Source organism: Kocuria sp. UCD-OTCP (assembly GCF_000349605.1).
GTDB lineage: Bacteria > Actinomycetota > Actinomycetes > Actinomycetales > Micrococcaceae > Kocuria > Kocuria rosea.
The window spans coordinates 17,114-38,137 of the sequence record NZ_AOSQ01000002.1 but is presented as its reverse complement, the minus strand read 5'-3'; the positions used below and the strand labels follow the sequence as shown (position 1 = coordinate 38,137).

19 protein-coding genes and 1 tRNA gene are annotated in these 21,024 nt (G+C 74.1%); 13 read left to right on the top strand and 7 right to left on the bottom strand.

All coding sequences use genetic code 11. The features are described from left to right. Positions 1–5 precede the first annotated feature (5 nt). Positions 6–1,823 carry a sensor histidine kinase gene (locus H488_RS20655; RefSeq protein ID WP_017831977.1) on the top strand — a complete coding sequence of 606 codons (1,818 nt, stop codon included), beginning with the start codon at positions 6–8 and terminating at the stop codon, positions 1,821–1,823. 758 nt (positions 1,824–2,581) lie between these two features. On the opposite strand, the gene H488_RS37325 is transcribed toward H488_RS20655, so the two are convergent. Together H488_RS37325 and H488_RS20640 are read right to left on the bottom strand one after the other, a co-directional pair. Further along, the gene (locus H488_RS37325; RefSeq protein ID WP_190274490.1) at positions 2,582–3,448 is read right to left on the bottom strand and encodes a hypothetical protein; all 867 of its coding nucleotides are present in this window, start codon (positions 3,446–3,448) and stop codon (positions 2,582–2,584) included. A 230-nt stretch (positions 3,449–3,678) separates the two neighbouring features. Then, positions 3,679–3,751 (bottom strand) — tRNA-Thr (locus H488_RS20640). A gap of 221 nt (positions 3,752–3,972) precedes the next feature. On the opposite strand from H488_RS20640, the gene H488_RS20635 reads away from it, so the two are divergent. After that, complete coding sequence (locus tag H488_RS20635) at positions 3,973–4,692, top strand: HAD-IA family hydrolase (RefSeq protein ID WP_017831974.1); 720 nt, start codon at positions 3,973–3,975, stop codon at positions 4,690–4,692. Positions 4,693–4,732: 40 nt separating this feature from the next. On the opposite strand, the gene H488_RS20630 is transcribed toward H488_RS20635, so the two are convergent. Genes H488_RS20630 through tmk form a run of 3 tightly spaced genes read right to left on the bottom strand, consistent with a single transcriptional unit; the run spans position 4,733 to position 8,221 of the window. Further along, a complete protein-coding gene (locus H488_RS20630; protein ID WP_017831973.1) occupies positions 4,733–6,322 on the bottom strand; it encodes an alpha/beta hydrolase in 1,590 nt (529 codons plus the stop codon). 43 nt (positions 6,323–6,365) lie between these two features. Further along, on the bottom strand, positions 6,366–7,505 hold the full coding sequence (locus H488_RS20625) for a DNA polymerase III subunit delta' (protein ID WP_017831972.1): 1,140 nt from the start codon (positions 7,503–7,505) through the stop codon (positions 6,366–6,368). After that, on the bottom strand, positions 7,502–8,221 hold the full coding sequence (gene tmk / locus H488_RS20620) for a dTMP kinase (protein WP_017831971.1): 720 nt from the start codon (positions 8,219–8,221) through the stop codon (positions 7,502–7,504). The genes H488_RS20625 and tmk overlap by 4 nt, the downstream gene beginning before the upstream one ends. An 81-nt stretch (positions 8,222–8,302) precedes the next feature. On the opposite strand from tmk, the gene H488_RS20615 reads away from it, so the two are divergent. From H488_RS20615 to H488_RS20605, 3 genes are all read left to right on the top strand, one after another. Beyond that, positions 8,303–9,472, top strand: coding sequence for a trans-sulfuration enzyme family protein (locus H488_RS20615; protein WP_017831970.1), 1,170 nt, complete (start codon positions 8,303–8,305; stop codon positions 9,470–9,472). A 10-nt stretch (positions 9,473–9,482) separates the two neighbouring features. Then, entirely contained in the window at positions 9,483–9,797 is a 315-nt protein-coding gene (locus H488_RS20610) for a DUF2516 family protein (RefSeq protein ID WP_229587767.1), read from the top strand. A 97-nt stretch (positions 9,798–9,894) separates the two neighbouring features. Further along, positions 9,895–10,653: a phosphoglyceromutase gene (locus H488_RS20605; RefSeq protein WP_017831968.1), complete on the top strand. Its 759-nt coding sequence runs from the start codon at positions 9,895–9,897 to the stop codon at positions 10,651–10,653. A 105-nt stretch (positions 10,654–10,758) separates the two neighbouring features. Here the strand turns inward: H488_RS20605 and phoU are convergent, their stop codons facing one another. Then, on the bottom strand, positions 10,759–11,457 hold the full coding sequence (gene phoU, locus H488_RS20600) for a phosphate signaling complex protein PhoU (protein WP_017831967.1): 699 nt from the start codon (positions 11,455–11,457) through the stop codon (positions 10,759–10,761). Positions 11,458–11,677: 220 nt separating this feature from the next. Between phoU and H488_RS20595 the strand changes: the two genes are divergently transcribed. Both H488_RS20595 and H488_RS20590 read left to right on the top strand, forming a co-directional pair. Further along, positions 11,678–12,946 carry a sensor histidine kinase gene (locus H488_RS20595; protein ID WP_017831966.1) on the top strand — a complete coding sequence of 423 codons (1,269 nt, stop codon included), beginning with the start codon at positions 11,678–11,680 and terminating at the stop codon, positions 12,944–12,946. Beyond that, positions 12,943–13,623 carry a response regulator transcription factor gene (locus H488_RS20590; RefSeq protein ID WP_017831965.1) on the top strand — a complete coding sequence of 227 codons (681 nt, stop codon included), beginning with the start codon at positions 12,943–12,945 and terminating at the stop codon, positions 13,621–13,623. Before H488_RS20595 ends, H488_RS20590 begins: the two co-directional genes overlap by 4 nt. Before the next feature lie 80 nt (positions 13,624–13,703). On the opposite strand, the gene H488_RS20585 is transcribed toward H488_RS20590, so the two are convergent. Then, positions 13,704–14,255 (bottom strand): hypothetical protein, encoded by a 552-nt coding sequence (locus H488_RS20585; RefSeq protein ID WP_017831964.1) that lies wholly within the window; start codon positions 14,253–14,255, stop codon positions 13,704–13,706. A gap of 155 nt (positions 14,256–14,410) precedes the next feature. Between H488_RS20585 and H488_RS20580 the strand changes: the two genes are divergently transcribed. From H488_RS20580 to glgX, 6 genes are read left to right on the top strand one after another with little or no spacing between them, the layout of a single operon-like run. Beyond that, positions 14,411–14,893 carry a CarD family transcriptional regulator gene (locus H488_RS20580; RefSeq protein WP_017831963.1) on the top strand — a complete coding sequence of 161 codons (483 nt, stop codon included), beginning with the start codon at positions 14,411–14,413 and terminating at the stop codon, positions 14,891–14,893. Positions 14,894–14,900: 7 nt separating this feature from the next. Further along, entirely contained in the window at positions 14,901–15,731 is an 831-nt protein-coding gene (ispD, locus tag H488_RS37760) for a 2-C-methyl-D-erythritol 4-phosphate cytidylyltransferase (RefSeq protein WP_017831962.1), read from the top strand. A gap of 3 nt (positions 15,732–15,734) precedes the next feature. Further along, positions 15,735–16,226: a 2-C-methyl-D-erythritol 2,4-cyclodiphosphate synthase gene (gene ispF, locus H488_RS37755; protein ID WP_017831961.1), complete on the top strand. Its 492-nt coding sequence runs from the start codon at positions 15,735–15,737 to the stop codon at positions 16,224–16,226. A gap of 35 nt (positions 16,227–16,261) precedes the next feature. After that, positions 16,262–17,692, top strand: a complete 1,431-nt coding sequence (gene cysS, locus H488_RS20565; RefSeq protein WP_017831960.1) for a cysteine--tRNA ligase — start codon at positions 16,262–16,264, stop codon at positions 17,690–17,692. 35 nt (positions 17,693–17,727) lie between these two features. Beyond that, positions 17,728–18,705: a 23S rRNA (guanosine(2251)-2'-O)-methyltransferase RlmB gene (gene rlmB / locus H488_RS20560; RefSeq protein WP_017831959.1), complete on the top strand. Its 978-nt coding sequence runs from the start codon at positions 17,728–17,730 to the stop codon at positions 18,703–18,705. Next, positions 18,692–20,911, top strand: coding sequence for a glycogen debranching protein GlgX (glgX, locus tag H488_RS20555; protein WP_017831958.1), 2,220 nt, complete (start codon positions 18,692–18,694; stop codon positions 20,909–20,911). The genes rlmB and glgX overlap by 14 nt, the downstream gene beginning before the upstream one ends. Positions 20,912–21,024: the final 113 nt, after the last annotated feature.

The window sequence follows — 21,024 nt, the reverse complement described above, 5'->3', positions numbered from 1 at the left end:
CTCCCGTGGACCGCTTGCTCACCGTCCTCTCCCTCGACCGGATCAGCTTCCACGAGCTGTCGATGCGCCGGCGCGTGCTCCTCAGCCAGCTGCCGCTGTTCGTCACGACCGTCGTCCTCGTCGCCGGGATCTGGGTGGTCCACGAGCCGCTGCGGGGCGACCTGCGGGTGCAGCTGGCCCTGGCGCTCACGGTGGCGCTGACGGCCCTGTGCGTGCTGGTGCCGTGGGACCGGCTGCCCTACGGGGCGTTCCTGGCCGTCCCGGTCCTGGACTTCGTCCCCATCACCCTGCTGCGGGAGGGCACGCTGAGCACGGTGACCGGGGTGGGCATCATGGCCGCGTTCCCCGTCATCTGGCTCACCGGCTCCGGGCGGCTGCCCCGGGCGTCCGCCCCGCTGGGGTTCGTCCTGACCCTCGCCATGGTGTGGGTCCCGCTCCTGGTCCCGCCCCGGCCGCTGAGCGCGCAGCTGCTGACGGCCCCGCTGCTGATCCCCGTCATGCTGCTGGGCATCGGGCTCACCGTCCAGGTGCTGTCGAACAGCATGGAGCGCCAGAACGCCGAGCTCGAGGCCAAGGACGCCGAGCTGCGCCGGCTGCTGGGCGTGACCGCGCGGCGGGAACGGCTGCTGAACACCGTCCTGGACACGGTGGACGTGGGCGTGCTGGCGATCGACGAGCACGGCCACGACATCCTCATGAACCGCCGACAGCACCGGATCCACGAGCTCTCGCTGCCCGAGGGGGTGCGGGACGGCGCCGAGGCGGACCTGCGGGTCTACGCGGACGGGGACGGGACGCCGCTGCCCGTGGACCGGCGTCCCGCCCGCCGCGCGATCCGCGGCGAGTCCTTCTCCGACGCCCTGGTCTGGGCGGGGGAGCCGCCCCTGCAGCGGGTGCTCTCCGTGTCCGCCCGCGTGCTCCGGGACGAGGACGGCGGGACCGAGGGCTCCGTCCTGTCGTTCAACGACGTGACCGAGCTGGTGGCGGCGCTGCAGGCCAAGGACGACTTCGTGGCCGGCGTCTCCCACGAGCTGCGCACGCCCCTGACGTCCATCCGCGGCTACACCGAGCTCCTGGCCATGGACGAGCGGCTCCCCGGGCACGTCCGCTCCGGGCTGGAGGTCGTCGAGCGCAACGCCGACCAGCTGCTCGTCCTGGTCGAGGACCTCCTCCGCACCGCGGGCCCCGTCCTGGCGCTGCAGCCGGCGGAGGCCGACCTCGTCCAGGTGGTCCAGCAGTCCGTCGCGGCGGCCGGGCTCCGCGCCGCGGAGGCGGGGGTGGACCTGCGGGTCGACGCCCCGCCCCGCCTCGTGCTGCCCTGCGACCCCGTGCGCCTGGGGCAGGTGCTCGACAACCTGCTCTCGAACGCCATCAAGTACTCCCCGGACGGCGGGCCGGTGACGGTCCGGGTGGCCCGGGCCGGGACGACCGTGCAGGTGCAGGTGGCGGACCGCGGCATGGGGATGCGCCCAGAGGACGCCGAGCACGTGTTCGGCCGGTTCTTCCGCAGCAGCAACGCCCGGATGAGCGCCATCCCGGGCCTGGGCCTGGGCCTGGCGGTCGTGCACGAGATCGTCGAGCGGCACGGCGGCACCATCCGCTGCGAGAGCGCACCGGGGGAGGGAACCGTCTTCACCCTGACCCTCCCGGCGGCCGGACCGGCGGGTGCGGAGGACCCCGGCCGGGCGGAGCAGGACGGATCACCGGCTGTACTCCAGGCGGACCGAGTTGTCGTCGGGCAGCACCAGGACCGTGCTGCCGGCGACCGTCCACTGCTCGGGCAGGAGGAAGTACCGGCCGCCCCGCAGCGTCAGGAGCCGTAGCCCGTCGTAGCGGTGGAGCGGGTCGTCGGGTCCGCCCAGCTCCTCCGTACGGACCCCGGGCAGGCCGATGTGCAGGGGCTTCTCGCTGTAGACGACCGCCCGCGGCATCGTCCCCAGCTCCTCCTCCAGGTCGTGGGCCAGGGCCCGGCCCATGGCCTCGGCCACCGACGACGTGCCCCAGAACACCAGGAGCGCGACCACGGACACCAGCGCGAAACCCCGCAGGAGCGGCCGCTCCGGCGCGGCGGGCCGCTCGTCACGGGCGGTGACGCGCCGCCGCAGACCGGCGGCCCAGGCGGCGGCGAGGACGCACAGCGCCATGGCGAAGGGGATCACCCAGGCCTCCTCCTCCGGCACGGCGCCGCCCAGGAGCCGCACCGCGACCGCCAGCCCGATGAAGAACCACGTCCCCCGGCGCGCCCACCGCGCCACCGGGGCGCTCCCGGACCGGCGGGCACGGGCCTCCACGCGCTCGCGCACCCGGCGGTCCAGCCAGATCCCGCCGAGCACGGCCACGGCGATCCAGAGGAGCTGGACGTACAGCGAGCCGATGCTCAGCAGCAGGTAGTCCTGGGTGGTGTAGCCGAAGAGGTTCGCGTCCAGGCCCATCTCCCGGGCCTGGGCGCCGGCGCGGACCCAGCCGAAGTAGACCAGCAGGGCCGTCAGCAGGCTCACCCCCACGCCCAGCTTCGAGACCGCCTGGAAGAGCCGCCCCCAGAGCGGGGACCCGTCCGGCTCCTGCTCCGCCACCGTGGCTCCTAGAGTGTGGGTGGAGCGGTGGGCGCGGGTGCCGGGGCGGGCGCCGGCGGGGGCGCCGGCGGGGGCTCGGGACAGGCGGCGGCCGGCACCTGGTACACCAGGTAGCCCTGCCCGCCGACCGGCCAGTCCGCGTCCGAGACGGTCACCGGGACGGGGCCGGCGACGTCCGACGGCGGGGCGCGGAAGAACAGGCTTCCATTGCCCTGCTGCACCGGCACGACCGCGGCGCCCACCGACACCGCGCGGATGCCCTCCGGCGGCACCCACTCGAGGTTGCCCTGCAGGAAGACCGGTGCGCCGCCGCAGGTGGACACGGGGATCTCCAGGCCCTCGACACCGGGGGCCAGCGGCGAGAGGAGGCCCTCCAGCACGAGGGGGCAGGCCGTGCCGTCGGGGACCTGCAGCTCCGGGACCGCCTCCGGTGCCCGGCGGTGGAACTCGACCAGCCGCCGCAGGCCCGCCACGGTCTCCTCCTCCCAGCAGCCGGCGGGCGCCGGGACGGCGGCCAGGGCGTCCTCGCCCTGCCGCCACAGCTCGGCGTCGTTGGTCGTGGCGGCCTCGCACAGGAGGGCGCCGGCACGGGGGACGGGCTGGGCCCGGGACGCGAGCAGCTGCTCGTCGCCGCAGTCCCCGTCCTTCAGGGGGTCGTACCACAGCGGGGTGCCCTCCCCGGTGGGCCCCATGCGGAGCCAGGTCAGGACGCGGGACACCCGGGGCTCACCCGGTGCGGGCGAGGCCGGGGAGGCCGTGTCCGGGGGAGGAGCCGTCTCCGGCGGAGGACCGGGGGAGGGGCCGCAGGCGGACGTCACCAGGGCCGCTCCGGCGAGGACGAGCAGGCCGAGGCGCTGTCGCGAACGGAGTTTCATGGTGCACCGCCCAAGTGGTCCGTGGCGGCCGATCGCGCCCGGTTGCCTCAGCGTACGGCGGACCCCACCCGCCGAACACCACTGTGACCAGGGGGGACGCGACTGTGACGGCCGGTGCGCACCGCCCGTCGCGGGGTTCGAGGGGCGGGGGCAGGTGGCCCGGTGGACGGGCGCGGGGCGGGACGACGAAGGCTCCGGACCCAGGGGGTCCGGAGCCTTCGTCCGGTGGGAGCCTCCTGTCGGAATCGAACCGACGACCTTTTCATTACGAGTGAAACGCTCTACCGACTGAGCTAAGGAGGCGTGCACGCGGCCGTCCGGGACGGCCTCAGTGCAGGTGAAACTGTAGCAGAGAGCGCGGGGGCGTCCCCAATCGGCGGGGCCGGGCGCGGTGCGCGCGTTCCCCGGGAGTTCACCGGCTCTTCGGCTCCCCGGCCTTACCGGCCCGCAGGGCCGGGGCGCAGCATGGACGGACACGACGACGGGGCCGGCCGCTGCGGTCCGCCCGGAACAGGAGCAGCCCAGTGCGCACACCGGACGGCGGCATCGCGCCGGATCTCGAACTGGCCTTCCTGGACATGTCCGGAACCGTGTTCCACGACAACGGGATCATGGAGCGGGCCTTCGAGCGCACCGTGACCGGTCTCGGCGTCGACCCCGGCTCGGAGCGGTTCCGGCAGATGCTCCACCACGTCCGGGACACGCTGGGCCAGTCGAAGGCGGGAGTGCTCGAGCAGCTGTTCGCGAGCGACCCCCACCGGGCACGGCAGGCGGTCCGGGACTTCGAGCGCCACCTCGACGAGCTGCTGGCCACCGAGGGGGTCATTCCCGTGGAGGGCGCGGAGCAGGCCGTCACGGCGCTGCGCGAGGCGGGCCTGCGGGTCTGCCTGGCCACCGGCTACAACCGGCACAGCCTGAACACGCTCCTCGAGCAGCTCGGCTGGACGGGTCTCGCGGATCTCAGCCTGTGTCCCTCGGACGCGGGGCGCGGACGACCCTGGCCGGACATGGTGCTCACCGCCGTGCTGGCGCTCGACCTCGGCGACGTCCGCCGGGTCATGGTGGTGGGGGACACCGCGGCGGACGTGCAGGCCGGCCTGCGGGCCGGCTCCGCCGCGGTCGTCGGCGTCCGCACGGGCGCGCACGACGCCGCGTCCCTGCGCGCGGCCGGCGCCCACGTGGTGGTCGACTCGGTCCGGGACCTCCCCGGACTCGTCCGCACGCCGGTGCCCGGCGCGCGCTGACGCCCACCGTGCCGGCACCGGTCGCCCGGGTCGCGGCGGATCAGGAGCAGGTCGTCCCCTCCGCGGGGAGCTCGCCCTCCAGCAGGTAGGCGTCCACGGCGTCCTGCACGCAGCGGTTGCCGGCCGTGTAGGCGGTGTGGCCGTAGCTGTCGTAGGTCAGCAGCCGGGCGCTGTCGAGCTGCTCCACGAGGGCCTCGGACCAGTGGTAGGGGGTCGCGGGGTCGTGGGTGGTGCCCACCACGAGGACGGGATCGGCGCCGGCGGCGTCGAGCGGCTCCGGCAGGCCCGCCGGGTCGACCGGCCATCCCTGGCACGCGGCGTCGCCGTAGCCCAGGTACGGGCCGAAGGTCGGGGCGACCCGCTCGAGCTCCTCCTGGTGCCGGGCCATCTGCTCCGCCGTGACCGTCCCGTCGGGCCGGTCGAGGCAGTTCACGGCCGTGAACGCCATGGTGGTGTTGCTCGTGTACCGGCCCTCGGCGTCGCGCCCGTGCGTGGCGTCCGACTGGGCGAGCAGCGCGGAGAAGTCGCCGTCGAAGGCGGCGCCCAGGGACTCGTTGAGCGTCTCGTAGCCGGTGGTCGCGTAGAGGGGCCCCAGGATGCCCTCGACCACGTTGGTGGCGGTGACCCGCCGGCCGTCGGCGGCGGTCACGGTCTCCTCCTCGACGGAGGCGATGAGCTCCTGGATCCGGGTCATCGCCTCGTCCGTGGAGACGTCGGCCACCACGCAGTCCCGGATCTCGAACTGGCACTGCTGCACCCAGTGGCGCAGGTTGTCCTCGAAGCCCTCGGCCTGGTCGGCGGTGGCCTCCATGTCGCTCAGGGTGGGGTCCACGCCGCCGTCGAGCACGAGCCGGCCGACCCGGTCGGGGAACAGGTCGGCGTACACCGCGCCGAGGTGGGTGCCGTAGGAGAAGCCCAGGTAGGTCGTCCGCTCGTCGCCGAGCACGGCCCGGAGCACGTCCATGTCCCGGGCGGCGCTCACGGTGTCCATCTGCGCCACGAGCTCGCCGGAGTCCTGCACGCACGCGGCGCCGAGCTGTTCGTACTCCTCCTGGATCTGCTCGACCGGCTGCTCCTCGGGGTCGAACATCGGCTCGGCGCGCCACGCGTCCAGCTCCGCGTCGTCGAGGCACTCGATGCCCTCGGAGCGGCTCACCCCGCGCGGGTCGAAGCCCACCACGTCGTAGGCCTCGCGCACGTCGCCGGTGACCGTGTACTGCGCGTAGAGCATCGCGTCCACCCCGGAGGCGCCGGGCCCGCCGGGGTTGAGGAGCAGGCTGCCGCGGGCGTCCCCGCCTGCGGGCAGGCGGGACATCACCACGGTGGTGGTCGCCCCGCCGGGGTCGGCGTAGTCGAGGGGCACCTCGACGTCGGCACACTGGAGGTCGTCCTGCGCGCCGTTGGTCTCCACCTCGAACGTGCAGTCCCCCCAGGTGACGGTCTGCGTGTAGTAGCGCTGGAGCTCCTCGGGGGCGCCCTCGACGACGGCGCCGGTGGCGCCCCCGGAGGTCGGCTCGCCCGTGGCCCCGGCCCCGAGGGACGAGCAGCCGCTCAGGAGCAGGCCGGTCGCGGCCAGCGCGGCCGTGACGGGCAGGAGGGCGCGGCGTGAGGGGGCGGCGCGGCGGGTCATGGGGCTCCTCGAGGGGGTGGGGGGATGGGGGTCGGGGGCGGGGTCAGAGCAGGGAGACGGCCATGGCTTCGAAGGCCAGCTGCGCGCTGACGTTGGTGCGGATCCGGTCCCGGGTCCGGCTGATCACGTCGATGCGGTGCAGCGTCCGCTCGGGGGTCGAGTTGGACGCGTGGTCCTGCAGCTGCTGGGCCAGGTGCTCGTTGACCAGGGCGGAGCCCGTGCGCAGCTGGAGGGTCAGGACGTCGCGGTAGAAGGTGGTGAGGTCGATGAGGAAGCGGTCGAGGGTGTCCGTCTGGATCCGCCGGGACCGGCGCTTCTGGTCGGCCTCGAGCCGGTTGAGGGCGCCGCGGATGGCCGGCGGCACCCGTCCGGACTCCGGCGCGCCCAGGGCCACGAGCAGCTGCTTGCGCTCCGCCTCGTTGCGGGACTCGGCGTCCGCCTGGGACTCCTCCACGGCGATCTTGTGCAGCCGGTCCGCGGCGCGCACGGCGTCCGGAACCCCGGACAGCTTCAGCGGCATGGACACGACCTCCTGCCGCCGGGTGCGGGCGTCGTCGTAGAGGGCGAGCCGCTTCGCGATCCCCACGTGGGACTGCGCCAGCCGGGCGCTCTCCTCCGCGCGCTGCCGGGGCACCCCGTGCCGGCGGATCAGCAGCTCGGCCACGTCCGCCACGGCGGGCACCTTCAGCGTGGCCGGGCGGCAGCGGGAGCGGATGGTCACGAGCACGTCCATCGGGCTCGGGGCGCACAGCAGCCAGATGGTGTTGGGCGGGGGCTCCTCGATGGCCTTGAGCATCACGTTCGAGGTGCGCTCCGCCATGCGGTCGGCGTCCTCGACCACCATGACGCGCCAGCGGCCCACCGAGGGCCGGTCCTGGGCGCGGACCACGAGCTCGCGGGCCTCCTCGATGGTGATCTGCGGGTTCTCCGTGACGAAGTGGGTGAGGTCCGCGTGCGAGCTGGCCAGGACCGTGCGGCACGCGTGGCACTGCCCGCACCCGCGCTCGACGGGGTCCTCCTGCTCGCACAGCAGGGCCGCGGCGAACGCGAGCGCCGCGTTGGAGCGCCCCGAGCCGGGCGGACCGGTGAACAGCCAGGCGTGGGTGGGCCGGTCCTCCTGGGCGGCGCGCCGCAGCTGCGCCACCACGGCGTCCTGGCCCAGCAGCTGGTCCCACACGCTCACGCGCTCACCTCCGCGGCCCGGGCGGAGCGGGCGAGCCCGGTGAGGCGCTCGCGCACGGCGGCCGAGAGCTCCCCTGCCGGCCGGGTGGCGTCGAGCACCAGGTAGCGCTCCGGAGCCCGGCCGGCGAGCTCGAGGAACGCCGCCCGGTTCGCGTCGTGGAAGGCGTCGGGCTCTGTCTCCAGGCGGTCGCCCGCGGTGCCGTCCCGGGCCTCCCGGCGGGTCCGTCCCGTGCCGGCCGGGACGTCGAGCAGCACGGTGAGGTCCGGGACGAGCCCGGCCGTGGCCCACGCGTTGAGCTCCGCGACGCGGTCCAGGCCGAGGCCGCGCCCGGCGCCCTGGTAGGCGGCGGAGGAGTCGGCGAAGCGGTCGCAGACCACGGTCCGGCCGGCGGCGAGCGCGGGGCGGATGAGCTGGGCGACGTGGGCGGCGCGGGCCGCGGCGAAGAGCAGGGCCTCGGCGCGGGCGTCGACGGGCCCGTGCGCCGGGTCCAGCACGAGCTCGCGCACCCTCTCGCCCAGCGGGGTCCCCCCGGGCTCCCGGGTGCGCAGGGTGTCGTGCCCCTCGGCGCGCAGGGCGTCCACGAGCAGGCCGACCTGGGTGGACTTCCCGGCGCCGTCCCCGCCCTCGAACACCACGAAGAGCCCGCGCCCGGACGGCGCGGGGGAGGACGCCGCGGCGGAGGCGGGCGGCGGGGCGGGGGCCGGTCGGAAGGTCACGGTCCCAGCCTATCCACCCGCGCGGACAGCGCCGCCGGTGCGCGCGCGGCTGGGGACGCCGCGGGCCGATAGCCTGGGGCCATGACTGCGCGCCCCGAGACCCCGCCCGCCCACGGCTCCGCCGACCTCCGCCCGGACACCGTGCTGGTCGCGGGCGGGCGGCCCGCACCGGAGCACGACGCGCCGGTCGGCCCGTCCATCGTCCTCACCTCCACCTACCGGGGCTCCGCCGGGCTCGACGCCGAGGACCGCACCTACGGGCGGTTCAGCAACCCCACGTGGGAGGACCTCGAGGATGTGCTGGCGCGGCTCGAGCGGGCGGAGCTCCCCGCACTGGCCTACGCCTCGGGACTGGCCGCCGTCGCGTCGGTGCTCTCGCTCGTCCCGGCGGGCGGTCGCCTGGTGCTGCCCCGGCACAGCTACCAGGGCTCCCTGGCCCTGGCCGCGGACCTCGAGGCCCGCGGGCTGCTCACCGTGCGGACCGTGGACGTCACGGACACCGAGGACGTGGTGGCCGCGCTCGACGCCGCCGACCTGCTCTGGCTCGAGAGCCCCACCAACCCCATGCTGGAGGTCGCCGACCTCCCCGCGCTGCTCGCGGCGGCCCGCGAGCGCGGCGTGCTCACGTGCGTGGACAACACCTTCGCCACCCCGCTGCTGCAGCGCCCGCTGGAGCACGGCGCGGACATCGTGGTGCACTCCGTGACCAAGTACCTGGCGGGGCACTCCGACGTCGTCCTGGGGGCCGCCGTCACCTCCGACCCTGCCCTGCGGACCCGGCTGAAGGGGCACCGCTCCCTGCACGGCGCGGTCCCGGGCCCGTTCGAGGCGTGGCTCGCGCTGCGGGGGATGCGCACCCTGGCGGTGCGGGTCGAGCGCTCCGCGGCCACCGCCGGGGAGCTCGCCCGCCGCCTCCAGCAGCACCCGGCCGTGCGCGAGGTCCGCTACCCGGGCCTGCCCGGGGACCCCGGGCACGAGCGTGCCGCCGCGCAGATGGACGGCTTCGGCTCGATCGTGGCGATCGTGCCCGCGGGGGACGTCGCCGCCGTCGAGGCGGCCGTGGACGCCCTGCGCGTGTGGACCCCCGCGACCTCGCTCGGCGGGGTGGAGTCGCTGATCGAGCGGCGGCGGCGGCACCACGAGGAGCCGCACAGCGTCCCGGAGACGCTGCTGCGCCTGTCGGTGGGCATCGAGAACGTCGAGGACCTCTGGGAGGACCTCGACCGCGTCCTGTGCGCGATCGACCGGTAGGCTGGACGGCGTGGACATTCCCTGGGTCTTCTTACTCGTGCGCTTCATCGACATCGCGCTGGCACTGGTCGTCGCCGGCCTGGCCGTGTGGGCCTTCGTGGACTGCCTGACCAAGGCGCCGGTGCAGTTCCAGCGCGCCTTCAAGCGCACCAAGGGCTTCTGGCTCGCGCTCACGGGCGGCTCCCTCGCGTTCACGGTCTTCACGCTGATGCTGCTGCGGCCCAGCCTGTTCGTCCTGCTCATCGCGGGCACGGCCGTGGGGGTCTACCTGGCCGACGTCCGCCCGGCCGTGGGCCTGGAGTCCAAGGGCCCCAACAACTGGTGACCGCCCGTCCCCGGGCGCACGGCGCCCGGCCCCGCGACACGGGGCGCCCGTGACGCCGGCTTGTCCCGCGCCGCCGCCCGGGTGGAAGAATGGCCCCATGGCTACCGAATCAGCACCGCACAAGCTCGTCCTGCTCCGGCACGGACAGTCCGACTGGAACGAGAAGAACCTGTTCACCGGGTGGGTGGACGTGGACCTGACCGAGAAGGGGCGGGAGGAGGCCGTCCGCGGCGGTGAGCTGCTCGTCGAGAAGGGGATCGCCCCGGACGTTCTGCACACCTCGCTCCTGCGCCGGGCGATCACCACCGCCCACCTCGCGCTGGACCGGGCGGACCGGCACTGGATCCCCGTGAAGCGGTCGTGGCGGCTCAACGAGCGCCACTACGGTGCGCTGCAGGGCAAGGACAAGACCCAGGTCCGCGACGAGTACGGCGACGAGCAGTTCATGACCTGGCGCCGCTCCTACGACGTCCCGCCGCCCGAGCTGGAGGACTCGTCCGAGTTCTCGCAGGCCGGCGACCCCCGCTACGCGGACGTGCCGGACGCGCCCCGCACCGAGTGCCTCAAGGACGTCCTGGACCGCTTCATGCCGTACTGGGAGCAGGAGATCGTCCCCGATCTGCAGGCCGGCCGGACCGTCATCGTCGCGGCCCACGGCAACTCCCTGCGCGCCCTGGTGAAGCACCTCGACGGCATCTCGGACGAGGACATCGCGGCGCTGAACATCCCCACGGGCATCCCGCTCTACTACGAGCTCGACGAGAACCTCCGCCCGCTCGTGGCCGGCGGCGAGTACCTCGACCCCGAGGCCGCCGCGAGCTCGATCCAGGCGGTCGCCAACCAGGGCAAGAAGTAGTCCCGGAAGGCTCCCGCCCACGGACAGGGGCCGGGTCCACCGTGCTGGTGGACCCGGCCCCTGTCCTGTGCCCGGGCGCGGCTCGGCCGGCGCCCGGGCGGGGGCTCACTCGCCCCCGTCGCGGCCCACGTGGCCGTGGCCGGTGGGGCGGTCGGAGCTGGCCGGGACCCAGTCCCCGGTCACCAGGTAGGAGACCTTGCGGGTCACCGAGACCCCGTGGTCCCCGATGCGCTCGAGGTACCGGGAGCACAGGGTGACGTCCACGGCGGTGGGCACCGACGAGTCCCAGCTCGGCGCGGCGAGCGCGTCGAAGACGGACTGGTGCAGCTGGTTGACCTCGCCCTTGAGCGAGTAGATGTCGTCGGCGAGGGAGAGGTCCCGGGTCTGGAGCACCTGGATGACCCGGTCCAGGATCTGCAGGTCGAGGTCGAACATCCGCGTGAACGTCTCCACGAGCGGCTCGGGGATGACCGGCTCGGGATAGCGGATGCGCACCGCCTGGGCCAGGTGCCGGGCGAGGTCGCCGGCACGCTCCAAGGAGGCGCTCATCCGCAGCGCGCCCACGATCATCCGCAGGTCCGAGGCCACGGGGCTCTGCAGCGCGAGGATGTCGATCGAGCGCTCGTCGAGGTCGTTCTGCAGGAAGTCGATCCGGGCGTCGTTGGAGATGACCTCCTCGGCGAGCTGGATGTCCGCGTCGAGGAGCGCGTCCTTGGCGCGGGCGAGGGCCTCGCGCACCAGGGTCGCGATCTGGATGAGCTCCTCGCCGACCTGGTGGAGTTCTGCCTGGAAAACCTTGCGCACGGATGCGTCCTTTCGAGATGCGGCGGCGTCCGCGGCAGCCGCGGCCGGGGTGCGGCGCGGAGCGGGACGGATGACATGGGGGCCGGGTGCGAGCACACCCGCCGCCACCGTCACAGCCAGGAGTGAACTTTCGCTCATCTTAGGATGAACGTTGGTTGAACCTGTAGCTCGTGACGCCCGGCGCGGGGTCCCCGCGCCCCCGAGTGCCTAAGCTGGTTCCGTGAGTCCCACTGCCATCGCCGTCGCCGCGGGTCTGCTCGGCTTCGCCCTCGGGGTGAGCGGTCTGATCGCCCTCCGGGTGAGCGGACGGGGCCGCCGCGCCCGCGCCGACGTCCAGGAGCCCACGCTGCCCGACGGCACCGCGGACGTGCTCGCGGTGATCGGCCGCGCCTACGTGGTGGTGGACGGGGTCGACGGCGTGGTGCGCGCCTCCCCGGCCGCCTACGCCTTCGGACTGGTCCGCGGGCACACCGTGGTGCACGAGCAGATGCTCGAGATGATCCGCCGGGCCCGGCGCAGCGGCGTGATCGAGGAGCGGCGGGTCGAGCTGTCCCGCGGACCGTTCCAGACGGGCGCGGTGGTGCTCGACGTCCGGGTGGCCCCCATCGCGGAGGAGTACATCCTGCTGCTCGCCGACGACCAGACGGAGATCGTCCGGGCGCAGTCGATCCGCAACGACTTCGTCGCCAACGTCTCGCACGAGCTGAAGACCCCCGTGGGGGCGATCGGGCTGCTCGCCGAGGCGATCGAGGACGCGGCCGAGGACGAGGAGGCCGTGCGCCGCTTCGCCCAGCGCCTGCACAAGGAGTCCGCCCGGCTGACCGCCCTCGTCCAGGACATCATCGAGCTCTCCCGCCTGCAGGGCGCGGACGTGGTCACCGAGGGCCGGCCCGTGGACCTCAACCAGGTGATCGCCGACGCCGTGGACCGCAACCGGTTCCCGGCCGAGAACAAGGGCATCGAGATCGCGGTGGGCGGGCGCGTCACCCGGCCAGTGTTCGGCGACCCCGACCTGCTCGTCACCGCGCTGCGCAACCTCATCGACAACGCGGTGCACTACTCCCCGGAGGGCACCCGCGTGGGCGTCGGCGTCCGGGAGCGGGACGGGATGGCCCAGATCTCGGTGACCGACCAGGGCCCGGGCATCCCCGAGGACGAGCAGGACCGGATCTTCGAGCGCTTCTACCGCGTGGACGCGGCCCGCTCCCGCCGGACGGGCGGCACCGGGCTCGGACTGAGCATCGTCAAGCACGTCATGTCCCAGCACGGCGGCGAGGCCACCCTGTGGTCGCAGCCGGGCCGCGGCTCCACGTTCACCCTCAGCATCCCCCAGATCGAGGGCGCCGACGACCCCGGGGGGACCGCGCAGCCGGCCCCCGGCGCGACCGCCCGCCCGGTGCCGCTGCAGGCACCACCCCGCCCAGACGCATCGACCCCACGGCCCGCCGCCCCCGCGGCGCGCGCCGGGAGCACGGAGGACCGACAGTGACCCGCATCCTGATCGTCGAGGACGAGGAGTCCCTCAGCGACCCGCTCTCCTACCTGCTGGGGAAGGAGGGGTTCGAGGTGGCGGTCGTCGACAACGGCGTGGACGCCGTGGCCGAGTTCGACCGGTCCGGCGCCGACCTGATGCTGCTGGACCTCATGCTCCCCGGGCTGTCCGGCACCGAGGTGTGCCGCCAGGTGCGGCAGCGCTCCTCCGTGCCGATCATCATGCTCACGGCCAAGGACGCCGAGATCGACAAGGTGGTCGGGCTCGAGCTCGGCGCCGACGACTACGTCACCAAGCCCTACTCGTCCCGGGAGCTCGTGGCGCGGATCCGCGCGGTCCTGCGCCGGCAGGGGGAGCCCGAGGAGCTCGTCTCGGCGACCGTGCAGGCCGGCCCCGTGCGGATGGACATCGAACGGCACGTGGTCAGCGTGCACGGGGAGCGGGTGGCCATGCCGCTCAAGGAGTTCGAGCTGCTGGAGATGCTGCTGCGCAACGCCGGGCGCGTGCTGACCCGCGGGCAGCTCATCGACCGGGTCTGGGGCTCGGACTACGTGGGGGACACCAAGACCCTCGACGTCCACGTCAAGCGCCTGCGCGCCAAGATCGAGCCCGATCCCTCCGCCCCGCGGCACCTCGTGACGGTGCGGGGCCTCGGCTACAAGTTCGAGGGCTGAGCCGGCGCCCCGGCAGACGGAAGGGCCCGGAACCCCGAGGGGTTCCGGGCCCTTCCGCTCGTGCGCGCCGGTGGGAGTCGTCAGTGGCCGCTCTCCTGGCCCACCATCTCCTCGACGGGCACGGGCGTGTTGGAGGGGTTCGCCGGGGTGCTCGGCGCGCCGCCGGGGATGAACTCGGCGTAGCGGGAGAAGGTGTGGTCCAGGACCGGGACCCGCTCGGTGAGGGACTCGCCGCCGGCGGTGAACTCGGTCTCGACCATGAGACCCGGCTCGGCGCCGGCACGGTCCACGGTCACGACCGGGTCGTCCTGGTCGAGGTCCACGGTGCCGCCGGCGGGGATCTGCACCTCGGCGGTGGCGCCGTCGACGTCCATCGACAGCGTGACGTCCTGGTCGCCGTCGTTCACCAGGGTGCCCAGCACGCGACCCTCCTGGTCGGCGCCGGTGGCCACGATCAGCACGTTGGCCAGCTTGACGTCCCCGACCTGCTCCACGATGCCGTCCGCGGCCGAGTACACCATGGTCGTGGCCGGCGGGTTGATGTAGGCGCATCCGGCGGTGGTCAGCAGGGCGGCCGCGGCGGCGGCACTCAGGCCTGCGCGACGCAGCTTCTGGCGGGCGGCGATCTTCACGGCGCGTACTCCTCGGGAGCTCAGGACGATGTCCCGACCAGCTTATCCGTTTGCCGACGGATCGTCCGCATCGACGGGCCCCCGGTCCCCGCCCGCCCCGGATCGGCGAATCCTACACCGTGTTAGAATGGAAGTTCTGAAAGGGGTAGTTCCATATGGTTTTTGAGGTTGGCGAGACGGTTGTCTACCCGCACCACGGCGCGGCGACCATCGAGGAGATCAAGACCCGCACCGTCAAGGGCGAAGAGAAGATGTATCTCAAGCTCAAGGTGACCCAGGGGGATCTGGTGATCGAGGTACCCGCGGAGAACGTCGACCTGGTGGGCGTGCGCGACGTCGTCGACGAGGACGGGCTCAAGAAGGTCATCTCGGTCCTGCAGGCGAAGGACACCGAGGAGGCCAGCAACTGGTCCCGGCGCTACAAGGCCAACCTCGAGAAGCTCGCCTCCGGCGACGTGCTCAAGGTCGCCGAGGTCGTGCGCGACCTCTGGCGCCGCGACCGCGACCGCGGGCTCTCGGCGGGGGAGAAGCGGATGCTGACGAAGGCCCGCCAGATCCTCACCTCCGAGCTGGCGCTCGCCAAGAAGATCGACGAGGAAGAGGCCGAGAAGCGCCTCGACGACATCCTGGCGTCCTGACCGACCCGTGAGCGGGAACGCACCACGGTCCACCACGGCGAACCCGCCCTCCCCGGAGGGCGGGTTCGCCGTCGTCGTCGTGGCGGCGGGCTCCGGCACACGACTCGGGCACGGCATCCCCAAGGCCCTGGTGGCCCTCGACGGCCGCCCCCTCCTGGAGCACGCGCTGCGGGGCATCCGGTGCGCCGGGCTGACCGGGCCCGTGCTGGTGACCGTCCCGGCCGGGGACGTCGAGCTCTCCGCGACCGCCCGGGCGCACGGCGCGCGACCCGTGACCGGCGGCGCCTCCCGCGCGGAGTCCGTGCGCGAGGCGCTGACCGAGCTCGCGCGGTCCGAGCCCGCCTGCACCGCGGTGCTCGTCCACGACGCCGCCCGCTGCCTCACCCCGCCCGAGGTCTTCCGCACCGTCGTGGACCGGCTGCGCGCCGGGGAGCGCGCCGTGGTCCCCGTGCTGCCCGTGGCGGACACGATGCGCCGGGTGGACGACGCCGGACGGTCGCTCGGCACCGTGGACCGCACGGTGCTGCGCGCGGTCCAGACCCCGCAGGGCTTCGACCTCGCCCTGCTCCGGTCGGTGCACCGCGCCGCCGCGGAGGCCGGGACGGACCCCGGGTCCGTCACCGACGACGCCTCCCTCGTGGAGGCGCACGCCCCGGGGGCCACCGTGCTGACGGTGCCCGGCCACGAGCACGCCTTCAAGATCACCCGCCCGCTCGACCTGGTGCTGGCCGAGGCCGTCCTGCGCGGCCGCGCACCGGGCACGGACGCGGCGGTGCCCGTCACCGCCGCTCCTACCCCCGGCCCTCACCCCGATCTGCTCGACCCCGAGGAGCCCTGACCCGTGATCCTGCCCCGCACCGGCATCGCCGTCGACGTCCACGCCTTCGGGCCCGAGGGTACCCCGCTGTGGGTCGCGGGCCTCGAGTGGCCGGGGGAGCGCGGTCTCGCCGGGCACTCGGACGGGGACGTCGTGGCCCACGCCGCCGCCGACGCCCTGTTCTCGGCCTCCGGCACGGGCGACCTGGGCGCCAACTTCGGCGTGGACCGCCCCGAGCTGGAGGGCGCGTCCGGGGTGCGGATCCTCACGGAGGCGGCCCGCATCGTGCGGGAGGCCGGCTTCGAGATCGGCAACGTGGCCGTGCAGCTGATCGGGAACCGGCCGCGGTTCGCGCCGCGACGGGCCGAGGCCGAGGCCGTGCTCACCGCCGCGGCCGGCGCGCCCGTCACGGTCAGCGCCACGACCTCCGACCGGCTCGGGCTCACGGGCCGCGGCGAGGGCCTCGCGGCCGTGGCCACCGCGCTGGTCGTGCCCGCGGACGCGCGCCGGGCCTGACCGGGGCGCCACCGCCCGCCCTTATGATGGGCCGTGTGACTCTGCGCTTCTACGACACCGCCACCGCGACCGTGCGGGACTTCGCGCCCGCCCACCCCGGCGAGGCCCGTCTGTACTACTGCGGCGCCACCGTCCAGGGCATGCCGCACATCGGCCACGTCCGCTCGGCCCTGGTCTTCGACCAGCTCGCCCGGTGGCTCGCCCACCGCGGCTACCGGGTCACCACCGTGCGCAACGTCACCGACATCGACGACAAGATCCTCGCGAACTCGGCCGCGTCCTTCGCCCCCGACTACGCCGGCGACCACCCCCGCGAGCCGTGGTGGGCGCTGGCCTACCGGTTCGAGCAGGCGTTCAACGCCGCCTACGACGCCATCGGCGTCGGCCGGCCCACCTACGAGCCGCGCGCCACGGGCCACGTCCCCGAGATGCACGCCCTGATCCGCACCCTCGTCGACGCCGGGCACGCCTACCCGGCGCCGGACGGCTCCGGGGACGTCTACTTCGACGTCCGCTCCTGGGAGCGCTACGGCGAGCTCACCCACCAGTCGGTCGACGACATGCAGGACGCCCCCGACGCCGACCCCCGCGGCAAGCGGGACCCCCGCGACTTCGCCCTGTGGAAGGGGCACAAGGCGGGCGAGCCCGAGACCGCCCGCTGGGACTCGCCCTGGGGCGCCGGCCGGCCCGGCTGGCACCTCGAGTGCTCGGCCATGGCCGCGAAGTACCTCGGCGAGCACTTCGACATCCACGGCGGCGGACTGGACCTGCGCTTCCCCCACCACGAGAACGAGCTGGCCCAGTCGGCGGCGGCCGGGCAGCGGTTCGCGACGCTCTGGCTGCACAACGGGCTGGTCACCTACGCGGGCGAGAAGATGTCCAAGTCGATCGGCAACACCGTCTCCCCGGCGGAGATGCTCGCCGAGGCCCGGCCGCTGGCCGTGCGCTACTACCTCGGCCAGGCCCACTACCGCTCCGTGCTGGACTACCGGCCCACCTCCCTCGCCGAGGCCACGGCCGCGGTCGAACGGGTCGAGTCCTTCCTGCGCGCGGCCCGGGACGCCGGCGCCGACCTCGACGGGGCGGCCGGGGACGTGCCGCCCGCCTTCGGCGACGCCATGGACGACGACCTCAACGTGCCACAGGCCCTCGCCGTCCTGCACGAGACCGTCCGCGCCGGCAACTCCGCGCTCGCCGACGGCCTGGACGCCGCCGCGCCCGCCCGGGCGGTGCGCGCCATGACCGACGTCCTCGGCCTGACCGCGCTCATGGACCTCGGGGACGCCGCCGGGAACGCCGCCGAGCACGCGGCCCTCGACGCCCTCGTGCGCTCGCTGCTGGCCCAGCGCGACCAGGCCCGCGCCGCCAAGGACTGGGCCCGGGCCGACGCCCTCCGGGACGAGCTCGCCGCCGCCGGCGTCGCGGTGCGCGACGCCGCCGGCGGATCCACCTGGTCCGTGGCCTGACCGGCCCGCACCACACCGACCGAACAGAGGAACCCATGCCAACCCCCAAGCAACGTCCCGGCGCGATCCGCAAGAACAAGAAGGGCCCGCTGGTCGGCACCGGCGGCCACGGACGCAAGGCCCTCGAGGGCCGGGGCCCCACCCCCAAGGCCGAGGACCGCCCGTACCACAAGGCGCACAAGATGAAGAAGGCCGCCGAGCGGCGGCAGAACCCGGGCGGCCGCGCCCCGGCCCGCACCCGCGGCAAGGTCCAGGAGGATCTCGTCACCGGGCGGAACTCCGTGGTCGAGGCGCTGCGCGCGGACATCCCCGCCAAGGCCCTGTACGCGGCGAGCAAGATCGACGTCGACGACCGCGTGCGCGAGATCCTGCAGCTCTGCGCCGAGCGCGGGATCACGATCCTCGAGGCCTCCAAGGGCGAGCTCGACCGGCTCACCAGCGACGCCGTGCACCAGGGCGTGGCCCTGCAGGTGCCGGCCTACGAGTACCAGGACGCGGTGGAGGCGGCCCGGAAGTTCATGACCCAGTGGGAGAAGCGGCACATCCGCCGCCCCCCGCTGATGGTCGCCCTCGACGGGATCACCGACCCCCGCAACCTCGGCGCCATCATCCGCAGCGTCTCCGCGTTCTCCGGCAACGCCGTGATCGTGCCCGAGCGCCGGTCCGTGGGCGTCACGGCCTCCGCCTGGAAGACCAGCGCCGGCGCCGCGGCCCGCGTGCCCGTCACCAAGGCGGCCAACCTCAACCGCACCCTCGAGGAGCTCAAGGCCATGGGCTACTTCGTGGTCGGCCTCGACGGCGGCGGCGACGTCGAGCTGCCCGGCCTCGAGCTGGCCACCGAGCCGCTCGTCATCGTGGTCGGCTCGGAGGGCAAGGGCCTGTCCCGGCTGGTCACCGAGAACTGCGACCAGGTCGTCTCCATCCCCATCGACTCCACGATGGAGTCCCTCAACGCCTCGATGGCCGTGGGCATCACCCTGTACGAGGTGTCGCGACGCCGTGCTGGTTCCTGAGCCCCGGCGGCAGGACACCGGTCGGCCGTACGTCTCCCACCCCTACCCCCTCGGGGTCCACCCCTCTCCCGAGCGCGACGGCAGCGCGAACGTGGCGGTCTACGCCCCGGGGATCCCCGACCTGGACATCGTCTTCCGGCTGCCCGGCGGCCGCTGGCAGCGGCGGCGGCTCACCGGCCGCACCGGCGGCGTGCACCACGGGACGATCCCGCCGGCCGAGCAGCAGCGGCTCTCGGAGACGGGCTTCGACTACCTGCGGCACCGCGACGAGGCCCCGGCCCTGCCCGCCGGCACGGAGTACGGGTTCGTGCCCGCCGACTCGCCGATCGCCTCCCGCCACCGCTCCCCGGACCCGGTCGCCCAGCAGATCCTGCTCGACCCCTACGGCAAGGGGCTGCGCCGCGTCGCCCCGCCGCCCGGCGTCGTCGATCCCGGCCCCGACGCCTACGGGGGCCGCTACGTCTCCGTGGTCGTCCAGCAGGACTTCGACTGGGACGAGGACCGCCGCCCGGCCATCCCGTGGCGGGACACCGTCGTCTACGAGGCGCACGTCAAGGGGCTGACCGCCCTGCACCCGGACGTCCCGGAGGAGCTGCGGGGCACGTACGCCGGGCTCGCGCACCCCGCGATGACCGGGTACCTCACGTCCCTGGGCGTCACGGCCGTCGAGCTCCTGCCCGTGCACGCACACCTGGACGAGCCGCACCTCACGTCCCTCGGGCTGAGCAACTACTGGGGCTACAACACCCTGGGCTTCTTCGCCCCGCACGCCGGCTACGCGACCGAGGCCGCCCGCGCCCGGGGACCGCAGGGCGTGCTGGACGAGTTCAAGGCGATGGTCCGGGAGCTGCACCGCGCCGGGCTCGAGGTCTACCTCGACGTCGTCTACAACCACACGGCGGAGGCCGGCCAGGAGGAGCCCGCCTACTGCTGGCGGGGACTCGGCGACGAGGCCTACTACCGCCACGGCGAGGACGGCCGCTACGTGGACGTCACGGGGTGCGGCAACTCCGTGAACTTCGGCAACCCGCGGGTGGTGCAGATGGCGCTGGACTCCCTGCGCTACTGGGTGGAGCGCTGCCACGTGGACGGCTTCCGCTTCGACCTCGCCCCCGAGCTGGCCCGGGACGAGCGCCACCGCTTCACCCGCAACCACCCCTTCCTCGTGGCCGTCGGCGCGGACCCCGCCCTGTTCGGGACGAAGCTCATCGCCGAGCCCTGGGACGTGGGCATGGGCGGCTGGCAGACCGGTCACTTCCCCGAGGGGTGGGCCGACTGGAACGACCGCTTCCGGGACACCGTCCGCGACTTCTGGCTCACCGGCCCGCGCAGCATGAGCCTGGGCGGGGACGGGGGCAACGCCGCCCGGCTCGCCGGGGCGCTCGCCGGCTCCTCGGACATGTTCGCCGCCTCCGGGCGCAGTGCCCTGGCGTCCGTGAACTTCGTGACCGCCCACGACGGCTTCACCCTGGCGGACCTCGTCTCCTACGACAACAAGCACAACCAGGACAACCTGGAGAAGAACCGGGACGGGACCAACGACAACCACTCGTGGAACCACGGCGTGGAGGGCCCGGCGCGCGACGTGCGGATCCGGGCCGACCGGGCCCAGACCATGCGCAACGTCATGGCCACCCTGCTCTTCTCCCAGGGCGTGCCCATGATCACGGCCGGGGACGAGTTCGGCCGCACCCAGCGCGGCAACAACAACGCCTACTGCCAGGACAACGAGCTGTCCTGGGTGGACTGGCGGCTCACGCCGGCGGACCGCGCCATGCTCGCGGCCACCCGATCCCTGATCGGCGTGCGCGGGGAGTTCCTGGCCGGACAGCCGTCCCACTTCCCGACGCGCCCCGACGAGGTGATGATGCACTGGTTCGGCCCCGACGGGTCGGCCATGACCGCCGCCGGCTGGCAGACCCCCGGGGCCCGGACCATCCAGGTGCTGATCGGGTCCCGCGGCGGCCGGGTGGCGGGGCTCATGGTGATCAACGGCGCGAGCGCCGACATGGCGATCACCTTCCCGAACCTCGCGGAGCTCCTGCGGCCGGACGAGCAGGGGCACCCCCTCGCGAAGGCCGACGGCGTCTACTCCCTGGTGCACAGCACGGCCTCCGTGCTGCACGGACGCTACGGGACGCGCTACCGGGCGGGCCAGGCGCAGGGCGTGCCCGCCGGCTCGGTGACGCTCTTCCGGGTGCTCTGAGCACCCGGGTGCGCTGAGGGGCCCGGTGCGCCGAGCTTTCCGGTGCGCCGAGCTTTCCGGTGCGCCGAGCTGCGGCGGCCCGCGCGCAAGAGGGGCCGCACCCGTGGATCACG